Genomic DNA, 25,387 nt, shown 5'->3' with positions numbered 1-25,387 from the left:
TGTTCGGACGTGTGAAAATCGCCGCGTTTCACCAATGGCGCGGCCGCCGGGTGTGTGATAATCCGCACAAAATGACGCGACTCCGATCTTCCCTTTTCATCACGGCGTTGACGGTGCTGATGGCGTTCGCGGCGCTTGGCACGATCGTCGCAGGAGTCGCCTCGATCTACGGCCAGCGCGCAGCCGAAGACGCACGCGCGGGCGTGCGGATGCGCGCGGTCCAGCAGACGCGGAGCAACCTCCGCCTGCTCGAAGCGGAGCTGCAGACCTACCGCCTGTTGCCGATCATGCTCGGCGAATACCCCGACGTCCGCGCGGCACTCGCGTCGGGCAAGGTCGACCCCGCGCTCAACACCAAGCTCGCGCTGCTGGCCGAACGCACCGGTGCCCCGGTGATCTACGCGCTGGATACGCAGGGCATGACGATCGCCGCCTCGAACGCCGACCGCCCCGACAGCTTCCTCGGCCACGACTACCGGTTCCGCGATTATTTCACCAAGGCGATGGCGTCGGGCGCAACCGAGTTCTTCGCGCTCGGCAGCGTCAGCGGGCGACCCGGCCTGTACCTGTCGCGACGAATCGACCGCGCCGGTCGACCGCTCGGCGTGGTCGTGGTCAAGGTCGAGTTCGCGAAGATCGCGCGCGCGTGGATCCAGGACCGGATGGCGACCTTCGTCACCGATCCCGACGGCATCATCCTGATCTCCAGCGATCCGAAGCTGGAATTTCGCACCACCCGCCCGCTCTCGCCTTCGCGCCGCGCCGAGCTGGTCGAGACGCGCCAGTTCGGGACGTCGCCATTGGCCCCCGCCCCACTGACGCTTGCCGAGGGGGTCTCACGGCTGACCGACGGATCGCCTGCGATCACCGTCTCGCTGCCGGTACCGATCTCCGGCTGGCGGCTGGTGCATATGGAGCCGCTCGACGCTGCCCTGCGCACCGCCGCCGCGCGCACGCGCTGGGCCACCGCGATCGCCGCGATGCTGACGATCGCGGCCATGCTCGGCGCGTGGTGGCTGTACGAGCGGCGCAAGCGCAACGTCGGCGCACGCGCGGAACTGGAGGCGGAGGTCGCCCGCCGCACCGCCGAGCTCCGCGCCACCGCCGACCGCCTTCAGATCGAGGTCGAGCAGCGCGAGGCGTCCGACCAGCGCTTCCGCCAAGCACGCGAAGAACTCGCGCACGCCAACCGCGTCGGCTCGATCGGCACGATCACCGCCAGCGTCGCGCATGAAATCAACCAGCCCGTCGCCGCGATCCGCACCTTCGCCGACAATGCCGCCGCCTTCCTCGACCGCAACGAACCGGCACGCGCCGCGACCAATCTCCAGTCGATCGTCGACCTCACCAGCCGGATCGGCACGATCACCGCTGGGCTCAGACGCTATGCCCGGCGCGGTGCAGGCTCGATCGGCCCCGTCGCGCTCGACGAAGCGATCGACGGCGTCCGCCTGCTGATCGGCGACCGCTTCCGCGCCAAGGGCGTGACGCTCGACCTGCCGAACGGTCCCGAGGCGCGACTGACGGTGATCGCCGGTCGCGTCCGCCTGGAGCAGGTGCTGGTCAACCTCCTCCAGAATGCGCTCGACGCGGTCGCCGACCGCCGCGACGCGCGCGTCAGCGTCACCGTCGGGCGCAAAGGCCGCGACGTCGTGCTGACCGTCGCCGACAACGGTCCCGGCATCGAAGCCGATATCGCCGACCACCTCTTCACCCCGTTCGCGACGAGCAAGAAGGACGGCCTCGGGCTCGGTCTCGGCATCGCGCGCGACATCATGACCGAGTTCGGCGGCACGCTCGACCTGGTCCCCGCTCCAGAAGGCGCCATTTTCCGTATGATCCTGGTGAAGGCATGAGCGAGCAAGCCGTTCTGCTCGTCGACGACGACGACGTGTTGCGCGGCGCGCTCGAGCAATCGTTCGAACTCGCCGGGATCGCGGTGATCGCCGAGCGCGACCCGACCGTCGCGCTCGCCCGCGTGACCGCCGGGTTCGACGGCGCGGTGGTGTCCGACATCCGCATGCCCAAGATGGACGGCCTCGAACTCTTCCGCCGGATCGCCGCGATCGACCACGAGATCCCGGTGCTGCTGATGACCGGCCACGGCGACGTCGCGATGGCGGTCGCCGCGCTGAAGAACGGCGCGTTCGACTTCATCCCGAAACCCTTCGCGACCGATCACCTGATCGCGGGCGCGCGCCGAGCGCTCGAAATGCGCCGCCTCGTGCTCGACAACCGCCGTCTTCGCGCCGCCGCCGAGGAAACGATCGGCGCCGAACCGCTGATCGGCGAGACCCCGGTGATGGTCCGCCTCCGCGAAACGATGCGCCAGATCGCCCAGGCCGACATCGACGTGCTGGTCGAAGGCGAGACCGGCACCGGCAAGGAACTCGTCGCGGTCCTCCTCCATCGCTGGAGCAACCGCCGCTCCCGCCCGTTCGTCGCGGTCAACTGCGCCGCGCTGCCCGAGGCGGTCGCGGAGATCGAGCTGTTCGGCCACGACGGCGACTCCCGCCTGCCCCGCACCGGCCGGATCGAGGCCTCGAACCGCGGCACGCTGTTCCTCGACGAGATCGAGAGCACGCTGCCGGCGTTTCAGGCGAAACTGCTCCGCGTGCTGGAGGAGCGCGAGGTGATGCCGGTCGGCGGCGACCTCCCGCGCGCGCTCGACCTGCGCGTGATCGCCGCCGCCAAACCCGGTCTCGAACAGGCGGTCGAGGAAGGCCGATTCCGCGCCGACCTCCTGTTCCGCCTCGATGCGGTCCGCCTGCGCATCCCGCCGCTCAGAGAACGCCGCGACGACATACCGCTGCTGTTCGGCCATTTGCTCCATCAGGCAGCAGAACGGTTCGGCCGCGAGGTCCCGACGATCGACACCGCGACGCTAGCCTATCTCGGTCAGCACGACTGGCCGGGCAACGTCCGCGAACTCGACAACCTCGCCAAGCGCCTCGTCCTCCGCGTGGAGGCGGACGAGCCTTCGGACGAAGACGGCATCCCCCTGCCTGCCCGCGTCGACAAGTTCGAGGAAGCCACCATCCGCGCGACGCTGCAGCAGGTCAGCGGCGACGTCCGCTCGGCCTTGGCCGCGCTCGGCATCCCGCGAAAGACGTTCTACGACAAACTCAAGCGCCACGATATCGATGTCGAGGCGTACCGCCCGACCAAGGGGTAATTCCCCGTCATCCTGACGAAAGTCAGGACCCAGGGTTACAGGGGATAGCGGTCGTGGCTCTGGGTCCTGACTTTCGTCAGGATGACGGCAGTATATGGGCCCCATCGCGCTAAGTCGGAATGACCGGCGGCGGCACCCCGCCCTGCCGCGTCGCCACGAACTTCGCGAGCGGTGGCCCGATCAGCAGCACGCCCAGGAACCGCAACACCTGAAGCGCCATCACGAACGGCACATCGACCGGGCTAGACGCAGCAATGATCGCGACCGAATCCATCCCACCTGGGCTAGTCGCCAGATACGCGGTAACCGGATCGATCCCCCACCACCGCGTCAACGCCGCCGCGATCCCGCCGCAGAACGCAATCAGCAGCGCCACCGACAGAAGTATCCGCGGCATAGCCTTACCCGCCACCCGCAGCGTATCGCGGGTGAACGACAGCCCGATCCGCCACCCGACCACCGCATAGCTGATTGCGAGCAACCACTGCGGCAACACCGGCTGCGCGACGCCAGTGACGTTGAGCGCCGCCCCCGCCACCAGCGACCCGAGCAGCGCCCCCGCGGGCAACTTCAGCACAACCCCGACGGTCGCACCAACACCGGCAATCGCGATCGTCCGCAGCACGGCAACCGGATCGACCGACGCGAACCACGTCGCGGCAACATGATGCCCGCTCCCGCCACCGACCATCACCGCCGCCAGCACCGAAGCTACCACCGCCACGCTCACAACGCGCGTGTACGTCATCACCGCGACCAGCCGGGAATCCGCACCGTAGGCCTGCGCCATCAACACCATCGCGCTCGCAGCACCCGGCGTCGATCCCCACACCGCGACGGTCCCCGGCAACACCTGCCACCGGCTGAGCAGATAACCGAGCACGCTGCTGGCCGCGAGCGTGACGAAATTGACCATCAGGAACACCGGCCAATGATCCGCCACCGTCGCGACGATCCCCGTGGTGATCGACCCCGCGATCAGCGTCCCGACCGCCGCCTGCGCCCCGCGAAACGCCGAAGTCGGCACGGTCAGCGACCATCCGCGCACCGCCAGCACGACCGCAGCGATCATTGGCCCGAGCAGCAACCCCGCCGGCAGCCCGACGACTTCGAGCAGCGCGGCGATCACCGCCGACAGCGCGATCAAGACGGCCCACCGCCAGATCATGGCTTGGTGGCGAACCAGATCGTGTGCCGCGCGCCGCCCTTCCGCGTCGCTCGCGCGATCACTTCGTCGACCGCGAAACCCGCTTCGGCAAGGCGTGTGGCGAACGGCTTGCTCGGCGCTGACGACCACACGGCAAGCACCCCGCCCGGCCGCAAAGCCGCTCGCGCCAGAGACAATCCGCGCGCGCCGTAAAGCCGATCGTTACCCGGCCGAGAAATCCCGTCCGGACCGTTGTCGACATCGAGCAGGATCGCGTCCCAATCACCCTCCGCGATCGCCGCGGCGACATCGCCCTCGAAAATGCGCGTCCGCGGATCGGTCAGGCTGTCCCCGTGCAGCGCCGCCATAGGCCCGCGCGCCCATTCGATCACCGCCGGCACGATCTCCGCAACCACCACCTCCGCGTCCGCGCCAAGCCGGGCCAGCGCCGCGCGGAGGGTAAACCCCATCCCAAGCCCGCCAATCAGCATCCGAACACCCGACCGCCCACCGATCCGGTCGCACGCCTGCTCCGCCAGCGCCTCTTCCGACCCGCTCAACCGGCTGTTCATCAACTCGTTCGCACCGAGCATGATCGAGAACTCCGCGCCACGCTGGAGGAGCCGAAGCTCACCCCCACCCGGCACCTGCGCCGTCCCGAGAAGCACACGTGGGATCATGCCGACCAAGCCGCGATATCGTCCTGTTCGCCGATCAGCGCGAGCCCGTGCGCGATTGACGTCAGCTCGCCGCCGCTCATGATCGCCGCCTCGCCGAACCGCTCGACGAAGATCCGGCGGATGCGCGGGATCAGCGACGACCCGCCGGTCAGGAACACCCGGTCGATCTCTCCGCCGCCGACGTTCGCGACTTCCAAGGCCCGGTCGACCGCCGCCTCGATCCGCACGACGTCGTCGGCGATCCAGCCCTCGAACTGCGCCCGCGTCACGTCCGCCTCGATCTCCAGCCCCGCGCCCGCGAAGTGGAAATGCGCATCCTCACCGCTCGACAGCGCACGCTTCAGCGACCCGACCGCGTCGTACAGAGGATAGCCGAGCTCGTTCTCGATCACCGCGATCATCCGCCCGATCGCATCCGGATCGACCGCAGTCTTCTGCAACCGCTCCAGCTCGGTCATCGTCTTGCGGTTGCGCATCAGCGCTAGCCGCGACCAGTCCGCGAAATCGGCGAAATACGCGCGCGGAATCTCCAGTTCCTTGCCGAACGACTTGTACGCGCCGCCCTTGCCCAGCATCGGCAGCACCAGCCGGTCGAGAATGCGGTAATCGAACCGATCGCCCGCGATCCCAACGCCTGCATGACCCAGCGGCGTACACCGCCGCGCCGCGCCCGGCTCGGCAACGCGCACGACCGAAAAGTCGCTCGTACCGCCGCCGAAATCCGCCACCAGAATCGTCGCCGGCTCGGTCAGTCGCGTCGCATAGCTATAGGCAGCACCGAGCGGTTCGTAGACGTAATGGATCTCAGCGCCGAAGCCCTTGAACATAGCGTCATACCGCGTTCGCGCGAGCGCCTCGTCAGGCCGCGCGCCAGCATATTCGACCGGCCGCCCGACCACGATCCGATGCGGCCTTGTGTCGAGCTTGCCGCCCGCATGTGAAATCAGCTTCTCGAGAAACAGCTGGCCCATTTCCTCGAAGCGATAGCGCTTGTCGAAGACCGAGGCCTGCTCGAACGTCTTCATCGCCGCGACCGACTTGAACGACTGGATGAACCGGCTGTCGAGCGGATACTCCATATATTCGGCGATCGCCCACGGCCCCGCATCCGACGCGAGCCCCTTGCCGCTATCGTCCTGCCAGAAGCACAACGCCGATCGAAACACCGGGCTCGTCTCGGCGGGGGCGGCGAACGTCACGAGTTCGGGCGTCCCGCCGCGCGTCCCCAGCGCCACGACGCTGTTGGTCGTGCCGAAATCAAGCCCCAGGGCGGGGCCGCCAGCGTCCGTCTGCATCGCGTCATCCTTCAATGAACGCGCGCCTATGCCGACGCGGAGTGCGGGATGGCAACCCCGTGTGTGTGCTGGCGGGTGAATTGGCGAATGCGATCGTGCTCCGAGCGAACCAAACCCGTCATGCCGGGCTCGTTCCGGCATCCACCGTTCCGCGCACTCGACGCGCTTGAGTTTGCGGGACCGTGGACCCCGGAACGGGTCCGGGGTGACGAAGCCTCCAAACTGCGTGGCAGGCCTAGCGGCGCTTCAACCGGACCAGCGCGGCATCGAGCGCGGAGAGGAAGCTCGACCGGTCCGCTTTCGAAAACGGCGCGGGGCCGCCGATGATGTCGCCACCCGCGCGAAGGTCGGCCATGATCGCCCGCGTCGCGATGGCGCCACCGATCGAGCTGGTGGTGAAGGGCTTGCCGGTATTGGCGAGCACGGTCGCGCCGGCCTTCACGCAGCGATCGGCGAGCAGGATGTCGGCGGTGATCACGACCGACTTCGCATCGGCCTGTTCGGCGATCCAGTCGTCGGCGGCGTCGAAGCCATCGCTGACCACGACGCGCGAGATCAGCGGGTGGACGGGGATGCGGAAATGACTGTTCGCGACGATCGTCACGGGGACTTCGTGGCGCCACGCGACCTTGTAAATCTCGTCTTTGACGGGGCATGCGTCGGCGTCGACGAGGATGCGGATCGCGCTGGAAGATACGTTCGTCATCGTACACATCCCAAACCGCCCCACTCTTCCCGTCATCCTGACGAAAGTCAGGATCCAGGATCAAGCAGGACGGCGTTCGTTACTCTGGATCCTGACTTTCGTCAGGATGACGGAGTTCTTGAGGGCGACGCGCTCTCCCCTAGTGGGAAGCACGTGCCGAGGTCCTCAGCTACGCTCGCGATTGCCGCGATACGGCGGCTTGCGCGCAGGAGCCGGACCGCCACGCGGGGCCGCACGGTGCAGCGTCGAGCGGGGGCCGCTTGCATTGCTGCGACCACCGCCATCATGCCGGGCGCCGCTCTCGGGCGCGCCCTGCATCGCCTCGATCGCCACGCCGCTCTCTTCTTCGCCAGCCTGTGCCGTACGCTGAATCGCCGCCGAGAAACGCGACGCCACCGCGCGGGGAATCTCGAAAGCGGTCTCGTTCGGACCGATGCGGATCGCGCCGATCTCGGACTTGGTGATGTGCCCGCGACGGCAGATCAGCGGCAGGATCCAGCGCGGATCGGCGTTCTGGCGACGACCGATGTCCATCCGGAACCAGACGGTGTCCTCGAAGCCGGCGCGCGGACCCTGCGAACGCTCGTCCTGAGTCGGCTGCTTGCTCTGGTCGATCAGGTCTTCGGCCTGCGGCATCGTCGCGCGGTGCATGTGTACCAGCGCCGCGGCGATATCCTCCGGCGTCTTCTCGGCCATCAGGCGGACGGCGAGTGCGCGATCCTCCTCCTCGACCTCGACCGGCTGCAACAGCATGCCGATCAGCCGCTCGTGATCGTTCTTGCGGATGTCCTCCGCGGTCGGGGCGTTGACCCACTCCGCGTTGATCTTCGCACCACGGAGCATCATCTCGACGCGACGGCGACGCGGGAACGGTACGATCAGGACGGCGGTGCCCTTCTTGCCCGCACGACCGGTACGACCCGAGCGATGCTGGAGCGTCTCGGCATCGCGCGGCAGCTCGACGTGCACGACCAGCGACAGCGTCGGCAGATCGATACCGCGAGCGGCAACGTCGGTCGCGACGCAAACGCGCGCACGGCGATCGCGCAGAGCCTGAAGCGCAGCGTTACGCTCGTTCTGCGAATGCTCACCCGACAGTGCGACGGCGGCAAAGCCACGCTCGACCAGGCTCGCATGCAGATGGCGCACGTTATCGCGAGTCGCGCAGAACAGCATCGCCGTCTCCGCCTCGTGGAAGCGCAGCAGGTTGATCACCGCATGCTCGATCTCGGACGGCGAGACCGTGACGGCCTGGTACGAAATGTCGCCATGACCGCGATCCTCGCCAACGGTCGAAATCCGCAGCGCGTCCTTCTGGTAGCGCTTGGCGAGCGCGACGATCGGCCGCGGCATCGTTGCCGAGAACAGCAGCGTGCGACGCGCTTCGGGCGACGCATCGAGGATCTGCTCGAGGTCCTCGCGGAAGCCCATGTCGAGCATCTCGTCGGCCTCGTCGAGCACGGCGACCTTGAGGGCCGACAGGTCGAGCGCGCCACGCTCGAGGTGATCGCGCAGGCGGCCCGGCGTACCGACGACGATATGCGCGCCGTGCGCAAGCGAACGACGCTCCTTCGAGGCGTCCATGCCGCCGACGCAGGTCGAAATCCGCGCACCGGCCTTGGCATAGAGCCACATCAGCTCGCGGCTGACCTGGAGTGCCAACTCGCGAGTCGGCGCGATGCAGAGCACGAGCGGCTTGTGCGGTGCGGGCAGGCGCTGGACGCCGTCCTCGCCGGCATCACCGAGCAGCTCGCCGGCCATCGCCAGGCCGAACGCGACGGTCTTGCCCGAGCCGGTCTGCGCCGACACGACGAGATCGCGACCGATCGCATTGTCCTCGATCACATGAGCCTGGACGGGGGTGAGCGCGGTATAGCCACGCGCTTCGAGCGCCTCGGAAAGAAGCGACGGAATATTTGTAAAAGGCATGTACGTCCTAATTGGTGGCCGGCTTACGCAACGGCAAGGCACTGGCGTGGTGGTCCCTACAGGACTTGACCCGCGGCCCACCCGCTCGCCCATGCCCATTGGAAGTTGTAGCCGCCGAGCCACCCTGTGACATCGACTGCTTCGCCGACTGCATACAGCATTGGTACGCGTTTGGCTTGCATTGTTTGCGATGACAGTTCCGCGGTGCTGATTCCGCCCGCGGTGACCTCGGCCTTGGCATAGCCTTCGGAGCCGTTTGGCGTGAATTGCCAATGGCTTAGCGCGCGCTCGGCGTCCTGAAGCTTGCGGTCGGTAAGCGTGGAAATCTCGCTCGTCATGCCCAATCGCTCGCTCAAAGTCTCCGCGAGTCGGTCCGGAAGCGTGCTGCCGAGCAGTTTCCGCAGAGTCGCGCGCGGCGTGGTACGCTTGGCGGCGGGGAGCCAGCCGGACTCGCGATCGGGGAGGAAATCGATCCCGACGGGCTGGCCATTGCGCCAATAGGACGACACTTGCAGGATCGCGGGGCCGGACAGACCGCGGTGCGTGAACAGTGCGGCCTCGCGGAACGCGGTCTTGCCGGCGGTGGCGACCACCTCGGCGGCGACTCCGGACAGTTCGCGGAAGAGCGTCTCGTCGCCGCCTAGCGTCAGCGGTACGAGCGCGGGGCGTGGCTCCACGACCTTCAGCCCGAACTGGCGTGCGAGGTCATAGGCAAAGCCGGTCGCGCCCATCTTGGGGATCGACGGGCCTCCGGTGGCGATAACCAGCGCGGGGGCGGTGACGGTGCGGTCGTCGAGCGACACGCGGTAGCGGCCGTCTGCGTGGTCGACTCCGGTGACCGCGCGGCCTAGCGACAGGTCGACTCGGCCCTTGTCGCATTCGTTGAGCAGCATCTCGACGATCTGGCGAGCCGAGCCGTCGCAGAAGAGTTGGCCGAGCGTCTTCTCGTGCCACGCGATGCCGTAGGATTCGACGAGTGCGAGGAAGTCTTGCGCGGTGTAGCGGCCGAGTGCGGACTTGGCGAAATGCGGGTTGGCGGAGATGTAGCGGTCGGCGGCGGTGTGGACGTTGGTGAAATTGCACCGCCCGCCGCCGGAGATCAGGATCTTCTTGCCCGCCTGGTCGGCGTGATCGACGAGCAGGATTTTTCGCCCGCGCTGGCCGGCGACAGCGGCGCACATGAGGCCGGCGGCCCCTGCGCCGAGGATGATAGCGTCGTATTCGGACAAGTGTCGCTCCGTGCGGCTTGGTTGGGCGAGCCGCTAGTCAAGAATGTTTCCCCGCGAAGGCGGGGACCCAGACTGGGCTCCCGCCTTCGCGGGAGAACAAGGGGTGGCCGCTGTAGCCTGTTCGGGGTGCGCCACAAAGGTGGTGAGGCGTTCGTAAGTTTACGAAACCCATATTCCAGATAGCACCACCCCGGCGAAGGCCGGGGCCCAGTTGGGGGACGGCAGTGGCGCAAGTTGCGCCTCGTTACAGCGACCTTTCCAACTGGGCCCCGGCCTCCGCCGGGGTGGTGCCATTCGGGCGGGGGTGGCGCCTATCGCGGCAATGTCTCTCGCGGTGGTGCCGTTCGAAGTGGCGCCATGCGGGGGCGCGGAAGCCTCCGACGGCGTGGAGAAGCACGATAACGCCCCTTCTGCTCCCTCTCCCCTCCGGGGAGAGGGTCGGGGTGAGGGGCATCCAAGCAATGCTCCGCCTGGAACAGCCCCACACCCAACCCTCTCCCCGGAGGGGAGAGGGCTTCTAGCAAAAAACCTACCGCAACTTGGCGATATTCAACGAATCTTCCTTCGCCCGAACCTTTACCGACTCCTCGCTCCGAGTCAGCGCCTTGGCGATCGCCTTCAGCGCCATGCCCTTCTTGGCAAGCGTGTGCAGCTTCTGGATCTCGTCCTGCGTCCACGCCTGACGGTGCCGCTCGAATTTCGCTTCAGCCATCAGCCGTCATCCTTGTCGATCGACAGAACCTCGATCGCATCCGCCTTGTCCGCGAACGCTACCGTCTCGCCAACCGCCGCGCCCATCAGTGCACGCGCCAACGGTGCCGAGAACGCCAGCCGGTCCTCGCCAGGCTCGGCCTCGTCGCCACCGACGATCGCGATCACGCGTTCCGCGCCGTTCATCCGAACGCGAACGCGCGAACCGATCCCGACCTCGTCCTCCTCGGGCTGAGGCGCGAGTTCGGCGGTCGTCTGGCGCGTGTGCCAATAGCGCAGGTCGCGCAGCAGCAGCTTCCGCGCTTCCTCGTCCGTCTCCCCAGCAACCGCAGCCTCGATCTCTGTCACCCGCTCGCCGAGCAACTGCAACCCCCGCGCAGTGACCAGATTAGGCCCCGGCGCGATCGGTTGTTCGAACTTCGGCTCGAGATGTTCCTCGTCACTCTCGCGACGGAAAGCGACGCTCATGCCCTTACTTCAGGCACGCGACGATCCCGGCGATCGCCGCCAGCGTGCCGTCGACGTTCTTCACCTTCACGACGTCGAGCCCAAGCTGTTCCGCCGGATAATCATTCCCGCCCGGGAAGATCGCGTCGCCGATGAACATCATCTTGTCGAGCGCGATGCCGCTCGCCTCGTTGAGCTTCTTCAACCCGTAAGCCTTGTCGACACCTTCACGCGTGATGTCGATCGAGGTCGCGCCGCCCATGTTGATCGACAGCCCCGGCAGGCGCTTCTGCAAGTCCGCCTGGATTACTTTCCGCTTGGCGAAATCTGGATCCCAGCTGTGCTTGGCATCGATCGGCGCTTCCTGGCCGAGTGCCGAGAACGTGATCTGGCTGCCACGATCCTCGATCCGCTCGCCCCAGGTCTTCTCCGGCACGAACCCGGTAGCCTCGAGCGACTCATCGAACGCCTTGAGGATCTTCTGCTTCTCGTCCTCCTCGAACAGCTCGGCATACACCACGCGCCATTCGTCATCGAACCGGTACAGCTTGGTGCCGGTAGTCGGCATCAGCCACAGCTTGGTGCGGTCGGCCCGCTCGGGCAGCCGCGACGCGACCTGCTTTTCGAACTGCGGCCAGTCGCCGCCCGAGATCACCGCGACATGCGCGACGTCGAGCAGGTTCGCCAGCGCCTCGCCCATCGGCTCCTGCAAGGGCTGCTTGCTCTCGGCCAGCGTTCCGTCGAGGTCGAAGGCAACCAACTCTTTCATGCGGAAACTCCAGTAAGGATAAACGTGTCGATCGCGTGCGCGACGCCGTCGGCATCGTTCGCGCTGGTAATCTCGTGCGCGACGTCACGGACGGCTTGCGGTGCGTTGCCCATCGCGATCGCCAGCTTGGCGCGCTTGAGCATCGCGATGTCGTTGGCCTGATCGCCGATCGCGGCGGTCTCGGTCAGCGAGATGCCGAACGCGTCCGCCAATTCCTCGATCCCGCTGCCCTTGTTGCCGGCCACCGGCGTGATGTCGAGATAATAGGTCTGCGACTGGACGATCGTCGCTTGGCGGTCGAACTTTGCCGCGACCTTCGCATGCAGGTCGCGCAACAAATCCTCGTCATCGCTGACGAACGTCACCTTGTCGGCCTTGGCGAGCAAATCGGAAAAGTCGGAGACGATCACCGGGTCCTGCGCCGACGCCTTGCGCTCGCTGCCGACATGCCCGCCCTGATCGGTGCTGGCATACCAGACGTCGTCCGCGAAGAACCACGTATCCACGGCTGCATCGCCGACGATCTCCATCGCGCCGCGCACGACGTCGACGTCGATCATGTGATGCTCGATCACGGTGCCGTCGCGCTTGAACACGATCCCGCCATTGAACGCGCCCATCGGCTCGTCGATGCCGAGCAATTCCGCGATCGGCATCATTCCCGACCGCGGCCGGGCGCTGATGATCGTGAAGCCGAGGCCCGCCGCCTTGAGCCGCTTGACCGCATCGACCGTGGCAGGCGCGACCTTCTTCTCCTTGTCGACGAGCGTGCCGTCGACATCGGAAACGAGGAGCTTGATCGAACTCACTGCGGCATCTCGACGTGACCACCAAAGCCGAAGCGCATCGCCGACAACAGCTTGTCGCCGAACGTGTGCTCAACGCGGCTGCGGTATCGTGCGTAGAGCGCAGCGCTCAGCACGTTGGCCGGCACCTTCTCCTCCATCGCCGCATCGATCGTCCACTGGCCCTCGCCCGAATCCGCGACGCTGCCGCTATAGCCCTCGAGCGTGCCGTCCTTCGCCAGCGCGATCGCCGACAGGTCGAGCAGCCACGACGAGATCACGCTGCCCCGGCGCCAGACTTCGGCGACGTCGACCAGGTTGATGTCGAACCGCTGGTCCTCGGCGACATGCTCGCCTGACTTGCCCTTGAGGATGTCGAAGCCCTCGGCATAGGCCTGCATCAGGCCGTATTCGATGCCGTTGTGCACCATCTTGACGAAGTGCCCGGCGCCCGGAGGCCCGGCATGAATGTAACCCTTCTCGGCGCGCGGATCGGCCTTGTCCTCTACGCGACCCGGCGTGCGGACGATGTCGCCCAAGCCCGGCGCCAGCGTGTCGAAGATCGGATCGAGCAGGTCGACCGTTTCCTTGTCGCCGCCGATCATCATGCAATAGCCGCGCTCAAGGCCCCACACGCCGCCCGACGTGCCTACGTCGACGTAATGGATGCCCTTCTCGGCGAGCGCCTTCGCGCGGCGGACGTCGTCCTTGTAGAAGGTGTTGCCGCCGTCGATGACGATATCGCCGTCCGATGCCTTTTCGGCGATCGCGGTAATGGTGTCTTCGGTCGGGCCGCCGGCGGGAAGCATTACCCACCAGATCGCAGGGCTGGCGAGCTTGCCGCGCATGTCGTCGAGCGAGTCCGCGCCAATCGCGCCATCGGCGGCGAGCTGCTTGACGGCTTCGGCATCGCGGTCGAACGCGACGACTTCGTGGCCGTTCTTCATCAACCGGCGCGCGATATTGCCGCCCATCCGGCCGAGGCCGATCAGTCCGATCTTCATGGGGAATTCCTTGCTTACCCCCTCTCCCCGCCGGGGAGAGGGTGGGGGTGAGGGGCAGTTGGGGAGGGCAGCGCTCCCGGCGCCCCTCACCCCAGCCCTCTCCCCTGAGGGGAGAGGGAGCAGAAGTTTATGCCGTCGCGGGCTGCTTCTTCGCGATCGAGCCGAGCAGGTCGTCGAACGCCTTCACGAACGAGGCTACGCCCTCTTCGACCAGCTTGCCGGTCACGCCGTTCAGGTCGAGCCCAAGCCGCTCGGCTTCGGCGAGCGTGTGCTTCGCGCCCTCGACGTCCTGCGTGATCGTCTCCGCCGCGGTGCCGTGGTCGCGAAACGCGTCCATTGTCTTCGGCGGCATCGTGTTGACCGTGTCCTTGCCAATCAGCGTGTCGATGTAGAGCGTGTCAGGATAGCTTGGATCCTTCACGCCAGTCGACGCCCATAGCAGACGTTGCGGCTGCGCACCCTTAGCGGCGAGCGCCTGCCAGCGATCCGACTTCAGGAAGTCGAGATACCATTGATACGCCATCTTCGCGTTGGCGATCGCGACCTTGCCGCGGACCGCCTTCAGCGCCTCGGCATCGGCGTCGCCCTTCTCCAGGCGTGCATCGATCTCCTTGTCGATCGACGAATCGATACGACTGACGAAGAAGCTCGCCACGCTGGCGATCTTGTCGATCGGCTGGCCTTGCTTAACGCGCTCTTCCAGACCCGCAGCATACGCCTCGGCGACGCGAATATACGCGTCGAGCGCGAACAGCAGCGTGACGTTCACGTTGATCCCGCTCGCGATCGTCGACGAGATCGCCGGACCGCCCGCAAGCGTCCCTGGGATCTTGATCATCAGGTTCGGCCGGTCGACCATCCCCCACAGCTTCTTCGCCTCGGCGATCGTCGCGTCGGTATCGTCCGAGATATACGGCGACACCTCCAGGCTGACATAGCCGTCCTTCGCGTCGAGCTTGTCATAGACCGGCTTCAACGTCTCCGCTGCCGCCTTGATGTCCTGAATCGCCAGATGCTCGTAGCGGTCGATCGTCGCCGCGCCGGCATGCTGCTTGTCGTATTCGGCCAGCGTCGAGTCATAGGCATCGCCGTGACCCATCGCCTTTTCGAAGATCGACGGGTTCGACGTGACGCCGGTCAGGCCATCCTCATCGACCAGCTTCTGGAGGCCACCGGCCTCCAGGAACTTCCGGTCGACGAAATCGAGCCATACCGCCTGGCCGAAACCTTCAAGATCGTTGAGCGCACCCATCACTTGGTCTCCATCACTTGGCGGGCGACCTTGACGACATTGTCGACGGTGAACCCGAACTTGTCCTGCAGCTTGGCGAGCGGTGCCGAAGCCCCGAAGGTCGACATCGTCACGGTCGCGCCGTCAAGGCCGACATAGCGGTCCCAACCGATCGACCCAGCCATCTCGACCGCAACGCGCGCGCGCACTTCGCGTGGCAGCACGCTTTCCTTGTACGCTGCGTCCTGCAGTTCGTAGCGATACCAGCTCGGCATCGACACGACCCGGCTCTTCACGCCGTCCGCCGTCAGCTTCTCGTGCGCCTCGACCACCAGCGATACTTCGCTGCCGGTCGCGATCAGGATCACGTCGGGCGTGCCGTCGCTATCCGCGAGGACGTAGCCGCCCTTTTCGAGCCCATCAGCGCTCGCATACTTGGTCCGGTCGAGCGTCGGCAGAGCCTGGCGCGACATGATCAGCGCGGCCGGCGTGCTGGCGTCCTTGAGGACCGCCTTCCACGCCGCGACGACTTCGTTCGCGTCGCTCGGACGGATCGTGTCGAGTCCGGGGATCGCACGCAGCGTGGCGAGATGCTCGATCGGCTGGTGCGTCGGGCCGTCCTCGCCGACACCGATCGAGTCGTGCGTGAACACCCAGATCGCGCCGACCTCCATGATCGCGGACAGGCGCACCGGCGCGCGCATGTAATCCGCGAACACCAGGAAGGTGGAGCCGTACGAACGCAGATGCGACAGCGCCATGCCGTTGACGATCGCGCCCATGCCGTGTTCGCGGATGCCGAAGTGGAAGTTCCGGCCGGCGTAATTCTCCGCCTCGAACGAGGGCTGGCCCTTGATGTCGGTCTTGGTCGACGGCGCGAGATCGGCCGAACCACCGATCAGCCACGGCACCTTCGCCGCGATCGCGTTGAGTACCTTGCCGCCCGAGTCACGGCTGGCGACGCCCTTGGCATCCGCCTCGAAGGTCGGGATGTCGGCATCCCAGCCCTCGGGCAGCTCGTCCTTGAGCAGCAGGTCGAGCTCTGCGGACAGCTCGGGATAGGCACCGCGATACTTGTCTGTCAGCGCGACCCACTCGTCACGCAGCTTGGCGCCACGCTCCGCGATCGCACCGTTGAAATGCTCGATCACGCCGTCCGGCACGTAGAACGACTTGTCCTCGGGCCAGCCATAGGCCTGCTTGGTGAGGCGGATATTCTCTTCGCCAAGCGGCTCGCCGTGCGCCTTCTCGCTGCCCGCCTTGGGGCTGCCGTAACCGATCACCGAATGCACGACGATGAAGGTCGGCTTGTCGGTGGTCGCCTTGAACGTCTCGATCGCGCGGCTCAGCGCGGCGGTGTCGTTCGCGTCGTCGATGTGGATGACGTTCCAGCCATAGGCGTCGAAGCGCAGGCCGACATCCTCGTCGAACGCGAGATCGGTCGCGCCCTCGATCGAGATGTGGTTGCTGTCGTAGATCCAGCACAGGTTGCTGAGCTTGAGGTGGCCGGCAAGGCTCGCGGCCTCGGCCGAGACGCCCTCCATCATGTCGCCGTCGCCACAGATCGTGTAGACGTCATGGTCGAACAGCGTGAAGCCATCCTTGTTGTAGCGCGCCGCAAGCCAGCGTTCGGCGATCGCCATGCCGACCGAGTTGCCGCAACCCTGGCCGAGCGGACCCGTCGTGGTCTCGACGCCGGTGGTGTGACGGTATTCGGGATGACCGGGGGTTTTCGACGACAGCTGGCGGAACTGCTCAATGTCTTCGAGGCTGACGGCTTCCTTGCCGGTCTTGTTGCCGTCCGCATCGATCTCTTCGATCTTGGCGAGGTGGATCAGCGAATAGAGCAGCATCGACGCATGGCCGACCGACAGCACGAAGCGGTCGCGATTGGGCCAATCGGCGTGCTTGGGATCGTAGCGCAGGAACTTCGACCAGAGCGTGTAGCCGACCGGCGCAAGCGCCATGGGGGTGCCGGGATGGCCCGAATTGGCCTTCTGCACCGCGTCCATCGACAGCGTGCGGATGGTATCGATCGCGAGGCGTTCGGGCGAACCGTCCTCGTGCAGCATGGGGTCCGCCTTGGGGGCGGCGGTTGCGGTATCGGTCATGGAAGAAGCCTCGCTCTAGACGGTGACCGAACGCCGCGCATCCGATCTGGTTGCCAACATAGGATGCCTTTAGTCGGATGCACCCGTCCGTTCCAGTCGCGTAACGACGCCGTTCGTTGCAATATACGCGGCATCGACCTCGTCGAGGAACAGCCCGTGGCCGAGAATACCGGGGATCGCGGCAAGCGTGGCGGCGGCGCCGCGGGGGTCTTCGAGGGTCGTGAAGTGGCAGTCGACGACGAGATTGCCTTGGTCCGTCCGGTAGTTGTCGCGGATGACGGGCGCAGCGCCGATATCGGTGAGGGCGCGCATGACGTAGGCGCTGGCGAAGGGCAGCACCTCGACCGGCAGCTTGGCCGCACCGATCCGGTCGACGCGCTTGGAGCCGTCGGCGATCACGACCATCCGTGCCGAGCTTGCGGCGACGATCTTCTCCCGCAACATCGCGCCCCCTGCGCCCTTGATGGCGAAACAGCGGGCGTCGATCTCGTCCGCGCCGTCGATCGTGAGGTCGACCTGGGCGATGGCGGCGAAGTCGAGGATCTCGATGCCGAGTTCGCGGGCGAGTTTGCCTGAAGCTTCGGAGGTGACGACCGCGCGGATTTGCAGGCCTTGAGCGACCCGGTCGCCGAGCGCCTGGATCGCAAACGCGGCGGTAGATCCGGTCCCGAGTCCGACCAGCATCCCATCCCGCACCTCGGCCACAGCCGCAACGGCAGCCGCCTTCTTGTCATCATCGATCGAAGCCATCAGCCCACCCCATCCGTCATGCCGGGCTCGTTCCGGCAACCACTGCTCAACGCCCTCGCGACAATTTGGTTTGGAGGACTCCCACACAAAGCACCACCCCGGCGAAGGCCGGGGCCCAGTTGGGGAACGTTGCTAACGAAGCGCAGTCCCTCGTTACCACGACCTCTCCAATTGGGCCCCGGCCTCCGCCGGGGTGGCACCGTGGCTCAGGTCACGTGCGGTGGCTGCATGGTAGTCCGTGTGGTTGCGGGAGCGCACCCTTCCTTGTTCTCCCGCGAAGGCGGGAGCCCAGTCTGGATCCCGGCCTTCGCGGGGAAACAATCTCTTCGGCATCGAAGCGCGGCGAAGGCAGAAACATCCCCCAGCAGCAAAACAGGTTACTCTTTCTTCCCTATTTCTCACCCGCGCTTTTCAACTGACATACTTCTGGTACATCCTCGTGGTTTAGGCCGACCAACAGCTGCCACCACCGATCGCGAGCGGATACCAAACTTGATAGCCACACGATTTTCTGCGCGGCAGTGCGCCATCCTGCTGGTGCCCGCACTGGCGCTCGCCGCCTGCTCCGGCGGCGGCGACAAGGCTCAGGGCAAGGCAGGCCGTGGCAGTCAGCCCGGCCAGGGCACGCCAACCGTCGGCTATGTCGTCGTCCAGCCGACCAGCGTCGCGATGACCACCGAACTCAGCGGCCGCACCACCGCGTTCGAAAGCTCGGACGTCCGCCCCCAGGTCACCGGCATCATCCGCCGGCGGTTCTTCACCGAGGGCACGCTCGTCAAGAAGGGCCAGCCGCTCTACGAGATCGACCCCCGCCTCTATCGCGCCGCCGCCAACGAGGCGCAGGCCAACCTCCAGAGCGCGCGCGCCAACCAGCAGGCGCAGACCATCCTCGCGCAGCGGTACAAGCCGCTCGCCGAGATGGAGGCGATCAGCAAGCAGGACTACACCAACGCGGTCGCGACCTCGCGCCAGGCCACTGCCTCGGTCGCGCAGACCCGAGCCGCGCTCGAGACCGCGCAGATCAACCTCAAGTTCACGACGGTCCCCGCGCCGATCACCGGCCGCATCGGCCGCTCGCTGTTCACCGTCGGCGCGCTCGTCTCCGCGACGCAGACCGATCCGCTCGCACAGATCCAGCGACTCGATCCGATGTTCGTTGATATCCAGCAATCCTCCGGCGACCTGCTCGCGCTGCGCCGTTCGCTCGGCCAGAACGGCATCGTCGCGACCCGCGCCGAAGTCCGCCTCACGCTCGAGGACGGCAGCGAATATGGCGCGACCGGCTCCGTCGAGTTCGCCGAAGCGCTGGTCAATACCGAGACCGGCACCGTGACGTTGCGCGCCCGCTTCCCCAATCCGCAGGGCCTGCTGCTCCCCGGCATGTTCGTCCAGGCGAAGTTCGCGCAGGCGATCAACCAGCGCGCGTTCCTCGTGCCGCAGGCGGGGGTGTCGCGCGACGCGAAGGGCAATGCGACGGTCTATGTGGTCGATGCGAACAACAATGCGGTGCAGAAGAAGATCAAGGCGGACCGCACGCAAGGCGCGTTCTGGGTTGTGACGAGCGGGCTCAACCCAGGCGACAGGATCATCACGCAGGGCCTGTCGAAGATCGCCCCGAACCAGGGCGTGAAGCCGGTGCCGGAAAACACCGCGCAGAAGATCGAAGCGCCCAAGGACGACTCCTCAGGGGGCCAGTCCAGCCAGAAAAAGGCCGGCTAAGCCCTTATGTTATCCCGTGTCTTCATCGATCGCCCGATCTTCGCCTGGGTGCTCGCGATCATCGTGATGCTTGGCGGCATCGGCGCGATCATGAGCCTGCCGATCGCGCAGTACCCCGACGTCGCGCCGCCGCAGGTGACCGTCCGCGCGTCCTTCCCTGGTGCGAACGCTCAGACGATCCAGAACAGTGTCACGCAGGTCGTCGAGCAATCGCTGACGGGTATCGACGGGCTGATCTATTTCAGCTCGTCCTCGTCGTCGCGCGGCTCGGTGAACATCACGGTGACGTTCGAGAAGGGCACCGATCCCGACATCGCGCAGGTCCAGGTCCAGAACCAGGTCCAACAGACGCTGTCCCGCCTGCCGCAACAGGTCCAGCAACAGGGCCTCGTGGTGCGCAAATCGAACCCGGACAACCTCCTGATCGTCGGCGTTTACGACGAGACCGACAAGCTGACCAACCAGGACGTCTCGGACTATCTCGTCTCGAACCTGCAGGACCCGCTCGGCCGTATTCCCGGCATCGGTGACAGCAACGTGTTCGGCGCGCAATACGCGATGCGGATCTGGCTGAACCCCAACAAGCTCGCGAGCTACCAACTGATCCCGAGCGACGTGACGACCGCGATCCAGGCGCAGAACACCGAAGTCGCCGCCGGCGAGCTCGGCGGGCAACCCCAGCCCGACACGCAGATGCTCAACGCGACCGTCACCGCACAGTCGCGCCTCCAGACGCCCGAGCAGTTCGCCAACATCATCCTGAAGACCACCAACGACAGCGCCGTGGTCAAGCTGCGCGACGTCGCCCGGATCGAGCTAGGTGCGGAGAACTACAACGCGCGCAGCCGCGTCAACGCGCATCCCGGCGCCGGTATCGCGGTGCTGCTCGCGCCGGGCGCCGACGCGCTCAAGACCGCCGAACTGGTCAAGGCGTTCGTCGCTAAGTCCGCCAAGAGCTTCCCGCCTGGCCTGAAGTTCGCCTACGCCAACGACACGACGGACTTCATCAAGCTGTCGATCGACGAGGTCGTGAAGACGCTGATCGAGGCGGTCATCCTCGTCGTCATCGTCATGTTCGTGTTCCTGCAAAGCTGGCGCGCGACGCTGATCCCGACCATCGCCGTGCCCGTCGTGCTGCTCGGCACGTTCGGCGTGTTCTATCTCGCGGGCTTCTCGATCAACACGTTGACGCTGTTCGGGCTCGTGCTCGCGATCGGCCTGCTGGTCGACGACGCGATCGTCGTGGTCGAGAACGTCGAGCGACTGATGGAGGAAAATCCCGAGATGACGCCTCGGGAGGCGACGATCGAGTCGATGAACGAGATCACCGTCGCGCTGGTCGCGATCGCGCTGGTGCTGTCGGCGGTGTTCCTGCCGATGGCGTTCTTCGGCGGCTCGACCGGCGTGATCTACCGCCAGTTCTCGCTGACGATGGTCTCGGCGATGGTCCTGTCGGTGCTAGTCGCGCTGATCCTCTCGCCCGCCCTCACCGCAACGCTGCTCAAGCAGAAGAAGAAGGACGCGGACGGCAACACCGAGAAGAGCTGGGGCGAACGTAAATTCCCCAAGGTCGCGCATGTCTTCACCCGCGCAGGCGACAAGTTCAATTCGACCTTCGAGAAGGGCACGCAGAAATACACCGGTGCGGTTCAGTCCGTGATCGATCGCAAATGGCTGTTCCTCCTCATCTACGCGGTGATCGTCGCGGTGCTCGCGGTGCTGTTCCTGCGGCTGCCGACGGGCTTCCTGCCGACCGAGGACCAAGGCTCGGGCATCGTCCAGTTCCAGCTGCCCGCGGGCGCCACGCAAGGCCGCACCTTCGCGCTGCAGAAGCAGATCGAGCAATATTACTACACCAACGAGAAGGCCAACGTCCGGACGATGTTCACCGTCAGCGGTGGCGGCGGCGGTGGCGCGAGCGGCCAGAACACGGGGCAAGGCTTCATCGCGTTCGCGCCGTGGGATGATCGCAAGGGCAAGGAAAACACCGCGGAGGCGATCACCGGTCGCGCGTCGAAGGCGTTCGCCGGCTTCCGCGACGCACAGGTCTATTCGCTGGTACCACCAGCCGTGCGCGGTCTTGGTTCGTCGAACGGCTTCACGATGGAGTTGCAGAACGCCGGCGGGCTCAGCCAGGTCGAGTTCAACGCCGCGCGCGACAAGCTGCTCGCGCTCGCCCGCGCCGACTCGTCGCTGACCGCGATCCGCCTCACCGAACTGCCAGACGTCGCCACCTTGCGCGTCGACGCCGACCAGCAGAAGCTTTCCACGCTCGGCCTCACGCAGGCGAATGTGAACTCGACGCTGTCGACCGCCTGGGGTGGCCAGTACGTCAACGACTTCATCGACCGTGGCCGCGTCAAGCGCGTCTATGTCCAGGGTGACGCGCAGTTCCGTGCGCAGCCGTCGGACCTCAGCCAGTGGTTCGTCCGCGGATCGAACGGCCAGATGGCGCCTTTCTCGTCGTTCGCGAAGACCAGCTGGGGCCAGGCACCGACGACGCTGTCGCGGTTCAACGGCATCGCCTCGTACGAGATCCAGGGGTCGGGCGCGCCCGGCGTCAGCTCGGGCGACGCAATGGAGAAGATCGCGCAGCTCGCCGGTCAGATTCCCGGCACGTCGGTCGCATGGTCCGGCCTGTCGTATCAGGAACGCCTGTCCTCGGGTCAGGCGCCGATCCTCTACGGGCTGTCGCTGCTGGTCGTGTTCCTGTGCCTCGCCGCGCTGTACGAGAGCTGGTCGATCCCGATCGCTGTGCTGCTCGTGATCCCATTGGGCCTCGTCGGCGCTATCCTCGCGGTGACGCTGCGTGGGCTGATCAACGACGTGTATCTCCAGATCGGTCTGCTGACGACGATGGGCCTGGCCGCGAAGAACGCGATCCTGATGATCGAATTCGCCGAGCAGGAGGAAAAGAAGGGCAAGCGCGTCATCGAGGCGGCGTTGTCGGCCGCGAAGATCCGGTTGCGCCCGATCCTGATGACCTCGTTCGCGTTCATCCTCGGCGTGCTGCCGCTAGCGCTCTCGACCGGAGCCGGTGCGAACAGCCGCATCGCGATCGGGACGGCAGTGGTCGGCGGCATGCTGACCGCGACGATCCTAGCCATCTTCTACATCCCGCTGTTCTTCGTCCTCGTCCGCCGCGGCGCGCGGGACGGCATCGCCAAGCTGCGTGGCAAGCCGACCGGCTTCCAGGGCCATGACGACCACGACCATGACGGCCATGGATCTGATGGCGATCGCAACGAACCGCTCGGACCACCCGAACCACAGGGCCCTCACCGGCCGGAGCCCGCATGATGCGCTCGCTAGTCCTTATCCTCGCCGCCTCAACCGCGCTCGCCGGCTGCTCGCTCGCGCCGAAATACGCGCGGACCGAACTCCCCGTCCCGCCGTCGCTTCCGGTTGGCGACGCATATCTGCGCCAGTCCGAGGCGACGCTGCCCGCGATCACCTACCGCGACGTCTTCAAGGACCCGCGGCTCCAGCAGATCATCGTCCAGGCGCTCGCCAACAACCGCGATCTCCGCGTCGCCGCCGCCAACATCGCCTCGACCCGCGCGCAATACCGCATCCAGCGCGCCGACCTGTTGCCGCAGGTCGATGCGAGCGGCCGCTACACCTATTCGGGCGGCGGCAACGGCACGCGCAACACCGTTACGAGCGGAACGGGCGGTACGGGAACGGGAGGGACCGGGACCGGGACCGGAACGGGCACCGGCAACACGGGCACCGGCACCGGCACCGGTACAGGTGGGACCGGCACCGGCACCGGCACTGGATCGGTGGTCAGCTCGTCGAGCTCGAACAGCGCCTTCTCGGTCGACCTCGGCACCACCGCATTCGAGCTCGACCTGTTCGGCCGCATCCGCTCGCTCACCAGCGCCGCGCTCGATCGCTATTTCGCGACCGAAGCCGCCGCGCGCGCCACCCGCCTGACGCTGGTCGGCGACATCGCCGATGCGTGGCTCACCTACGCGTCGGACCAAAGCCTGCTCAAGATCGCGCAGGACACGGTGACGAGTTCGCAGCGCAGCGTCACGCTGACCAACGCGCGGCTGCGCGGCGGCGTCGCCCCGCGCACCGATCTCCGCCAGGCGCAGCAGATCCTGTTCACCGCGCAGTCCGACCTCGCACAACAGCGCACCGCGCTCGCGCAGGACGTCAACGCGCTGCAACTGCTGGTCGGCGCGCCGGTCGACGCCAGCCTGCTGCCCGCGTCGATCGAGCAGGCGCTGCCGACCGTTGCCACGCTGCCGGCAGGGCTCGACAGCAGCATCCTCCTGCGCCGTCCCGACGTCGTCGAGTCCGAATACCAGCTCCGTGCGACTAACGCCGAGATCGGCGCAGCGCGTGCGGAACTGTTCCCGAAGATCTCGCTGACCGGCATCCTCGGCTTTGCGAGCACGTCGCTGACCTCGCTGTTCAGCGGCGGCGCGTTCAACTATTCGGTCGCGCCCTCGGTCAGCTACCCGATCTTCCGCGCCGGTGCCGGGATCGCCGGCGTCGCCTATTCGAAGGCGCAACGCGACGCCGCGCTCGCCACCTACGAGAAGACGATCCAGACCGCGTTCCAGGAAACCGCCGACGCACTTGCGCGTCAGGGGACTATCGCCGACCAGCTGAAGGCGAACCAGAACTTCTCCGAAGCGGCGCTGGACACGTATCGCCTGTCCGACGCGCGCTATCGCGGCGGGATCGACACCTTCCTCAACTCGCTCGACGCGCAACGCTCGCTCTACACCGCGCAACGCAACCTCGTCGCGACGCAGCTCGTCGGCGCGAGCAACCGCGTGACGCTTTACCGGGTGCTGGGCGGGGACTCGACGCTGGAAGCGACGGCGGGCGGACCGCAACCGGTAACGATGAGTGGCGCACCGCGAGCGGAAACGGACTGAGCCCACCAGGGTATCGCGTTGAGGTGTCGGCGCACACCGGGGCCCGTTGCTGTCGACCAATCGCCACCACCCCGGCGGATGCCGGGGCCCAGTTGGAAAGGTCGCAGTAACGACGGACCGCGCTGCGTTAGCAACGTCCCCCAGCTGGGCCCCGGCCTTCGCCGGGGTGGCGTAATGGTCCTGATAATCGTGGCAACCCCCTCCTTGTTCTCCCGCGAAGGCGGGAGCCCAGTCTGGGTCCCCGCCTTCGCGGGGAAACAGTTTAGTCCGGACGCGCGGATTCCACGGTAGTGTAAGCCCACAACGCCGCCCGCCGCGAGGCCTCAGCCTGCACCTCCAGCCACTGCTCTCGCTCCTCAATAGCATCGGCCAGCGCCCGGTGATCCGGCACCCGCCCGTTCCGCCGCTGTGACACCGCACCGACCACTTCGCGCGCCAGAGCCTCACGCGCCGCCGCCGGCTCGACACCCGTAAGGCACGCCCGCGCCGCCTCCAGCTGCGCCTCGTCGCTATCGCGCAACCGCAACACCCGCCGCGGCTTGCCGCCCGCCCGCAACAGCGTGCTCAGCCACTTCCCATCCCACGACGGCGCGCTCGCCAGCAGGTCATGCCCCGCCAATGCCTCCACCATTCGCGCCGCCACGATGTCATGATCCTCGCCAGTCTCCTCCAACACCCGTCGCTCGATCCCATGGATAGCCTGCGCCGCCCGATCCCAGTCGGTCCACTCCGGCGCAGGCTTGATCAGATGGCTCTCCGACGACCCATCCTCGAACACCACGCCACCTCGATCGGATAGCT

At 66.5% G+C, this 25,387-nt stretch carries 20 protein-coding genes; 5 read left to right on the top strand and 15 right to left on the bottom strand.

Translation table 11 applies throughout. The features are described 5' to 3' along the window. Positions 1-71 precede the first annotated feature (71 nt). Both O6W96_RS12875 and O6W96_RS12870 read left to right on the top strand, forming a co-directional pair. Positions 72-1,856: a sensor histidine kinase gene (locus O6W96_RS12875; RefSeq protein ID WP_353469914.1), complete on the top strand. Its 1,785-nt coding sequence runs from the start codon at positions 72-74 to the stop codon at positions 1,854-1,856. Next, entirely contained in the window at positions 1,853-3,175 is a 1,323-nt protein-coding gene (locus tag O6W96_RS12870; RefSeq protein WP_353469913.1) for a sigma-54-dependent transcriptional regulator, read from the top strand. Before O6W96_RS12875 ends, O6W96_RS12870 begins: the two co-directional genes overlap by 4 nt. A gap of 109 nt (positions 3,176-3,284) precedes the next feature. Here O6W96_RS12870 and O6W96_RS12865 read toward each other — a convergent pair whose 3' ends face one another. The 14 genes from O6W96_RS12865 to rpiA form a co-directional block, all read right to left on the bottom strand. Next, positions 3,285-4,343, bottom strand: a complete 1,059-nt coding sequence (locus tag O6W96_RS12865) for an AbrB family transcriptional regulator (protein WP_353469912.1) — start codon at positions 4,341-4,343, stop codon at positions 3,285-3,287. Next, positions 4,340-5,002, bottom strand: a complete 663-nt coding sequence (locus O6W96_RS12860; protein ID WP_353469911.1) for a spermidine synthase — start codon at positions 5,000-5,002, stop codon at positions 4,340-4,342. Before O6W96_RS12860 ends, O6W96_RS12865 begins: the two co-directional genes overlap by 4 nt. Further along, the gene (locus O6W96_RS12855) at positions 4,999-6,297 is read right to left on the bottom strand and encodes an Hsp70 family protein (protein ID WP_056065504.1); all 1,299 of its coding nucleotides are present in this window, start codon (positions 6,295-6,297) and stop codon (positions 4,999-5,001) included. The genes O6W96_RS12860 and O6W96_RS12855 overlap by 4 nt, the downstream gene beginning before the upstream one ends. Before the next feature lie 235 nt (positions 6,298-6,532). Beyond that, a complete protein-coding gene (locus O6W96_RS12850) occupies positions 6,533-7,003 on the bottom strand; it encodes a YaiI/YqxD family protein (RefSeq protein ID WP_353469910.1) in 471 nt (156 codons plus the stop codon). 165 nt (positions 7,004-7,168) lie between these two features. Further along, the gene (locus O6W96_RS12845; protein ID WP_353469909.1) at positions 7,169-8,932 is read right to left on the bottom strand and encodes a DEAD/DEAH box helicase; all 1,764 of its coding nucleotides are present in this window, start codon (positions 8,930-8,932) and stop codon (positions 7,169-7,171) included. A gap of 56 nt (positions 8,933-8,988) precedes the next feature. Next, positions 8,989-10,161, bottom strand: a complete 1,173-nt coding sequence (locus tag O6W96_RS12840; protein ID WP_353469908.1) for an NAD(P)/FAD-dependent oxidoreductase — start codon at positions 10,159-10,161, stop codon at positions 8,989-8,991. Positions 10,162-10,690: 529 nt separating this feature from the next. Continuing rightward, complete coding sequence (locus O6W96_RS12835) at positions 10,691-10,873, bottom strand: hypothetical protein (RefSeq protein WP_055881387.1); 183 nt, start codon at positions 10,871-10,873, stop codon at positions 10,691-10,693. Next, positions 10,873-11,340: a GreA/GreB family elongation factor gene (locus O6W96_RS12830; protein WP_353469907.1), complete on the bottom strand. Its 468-nt coding sequence runs from the start codon at positions 11,338-11,340 to the stop codon at positions 10,873-10,875. The genes O6W96_RS12835 and O6W96_RS12830 overlap by 1 nt, the downstream gene beginning before the upstream one ends. 4 nt (positions 11,341-11,344) lie before the next feature. Next, a complete protein-coding gene (locus O6W96_RS12825) occupies positions 11,345-12,088 on the bottom strand; it encodes an HAD-IIB family hydrolase (protein ID WP_353469906.1) in 744 nt (247 codons plus the stop codon). Next, positions 12,085-12,897 carry a Cof-type HAD-IIB family hydrolase gene (locus O6W96_RS12820; protein ID WP_353469905.1) on the bottom strand — a complete coding sequence of 271 codons (813 nt, stop codon included), beginning with the start codon at positions 12,895-12,897 and terminating at the stop codon, positions 12,085-12,087. The genes O6W96_RS12825 and O6W96_RS12820 overlap by 4 nt, the downstream gene beginning before the upstream one ends. Further along, positions 12,894-13,877, bottom strand: a complete 984-nt coding sequence (gene gnd, locus O6W96_RS12815) for a phosphogluconate dehydrogenase (NAD(+)-dependent, decarboxylating) (RefSeq protein WP_353469904.1) — start codon at positions 13,875-13,877, stop codon at positions 12,894-12,896. Before gnd ends, O6W96_RS12820 begins: the two co-directional genes overlap by 4 nt. Before the next feature lie 127 nt (positions 13,878-14,004). Further along, positions 14,005-15,129, bottom strand: a complete 1,125-nt coding sequence (gene tal, locus O6W96_RS12810; protein WP_056484631.1) for a transaldolase — start codon at positions 15,127-15,129, stop codon at positions 14,005-14,007. Next, positions 15,129-17,219, bottom strand: a complete 2,091-nt coding sequence (gene tkt, locus O6W96_RS12805; RefSeq protein ID WP_353469903.1) for a transketolase — start codon at positions 17,217-17,219, stop codon at positions 15,129-15,131. The genes tal and tkt overlap by 1 nt, the downstream gene beginning before the upstream one ends. Positions 17,220-17,288: 69 nt before the next feature. Beyond that, positions 17,289-17,969, bottom strand: a complete 681-nt coding sequence (gene rpiA, locus O6W96_RS12800) for a ribose-5-phosphate isomerase RpiA (RefSeq protein ID WP_353469902.1) — start codon at positions 17,967-17,969, stop codon at positions 17,289-17,291. A 495-nt stretch (positions 17,970-18,464) separates the two neighbouring features. On the opposite strand from rpiA, the gene O6W96_RS12795 reads away from it, so the two are divergent. Genes O6W96_RS12795 through O6W96_RS12785 form a run of 3 tightly spaced genes read left to right on the top strand, consistent with a single transcriptional unit; the run spans position 18,465 to position 24,586 of the window. Beyond that, positions 18,465-19,688 (top strand): efflux RND transporter periplasmic adaptor subunit, encoded by a 1,224-nt coding sequence (locus tag O6W96_RS12795; RefSeq protein ID WP_435372220.1) that lies wholly within the window; start codon positions 18,465-18,467, stop codon positions 19,686-19,688. Between the two features lie 6 nt (positions 19,689-19,694). Beyond that, positions 19,695-22,988 carry a multidrug efflux RND transporter permease subunit gene (locus O6W96_RS12790; RefSeq protein ID WP_353469900.1) on the top strand — a complete coding sequence of 1,098 codons (3,294 nt, stop codon included), beginning with the start codon at positions 19,695-19,697 and terminating at the stop codon, positions 22,986-22,988. Then, positions 22,985-24,586 (top strand): efflux transporter outer membrane subunit, encoded by a 1,602-nt coding sequence (locus O6W96_RS12785; protein ID WP_353469899.1) that lies wholly within the window; start codon positions 22,985-22,987, stop codon positions 24,584-24,586. The genes O6W96_RS12790 and O6W96_RS12785 overlap by 4 nt, the downstream gene beginning before the upstream one ends. A gap of 262 nt (positions 24,587-24,848) precedes the next feature. Here the strand turns inward: O6W96_RS12785 and O6W96_RS12780 are convergent, their stop codons facing one another. Then, the gene (locus tag O6W96_RS12780) at positions 24,849-25,367 is read right to left on the bottom strand and encodes a transcriptional regulator (protein WP_353469898.1); all 519 of its coding nucleotides are present in this window, start codon (positions 25,365-25,367) and stop codon (positions 24,849-24,851) included. Positions 25,368-25,387 lie beyond the last annotated feature (20 nt).

This window comes from Sphingomonas faeni, from assembly GCF_040407495.1.
Lineage (GTDB): Bacteria > Pseudomonadota > Alphaproteobacteria > Sphingomonadales > Sphingomonadaceae > Sphingomonas > Sphingomonas faeni_D.
This window is presented reverse-complemented; position numbering and strand designations above follow the sequence as displayed.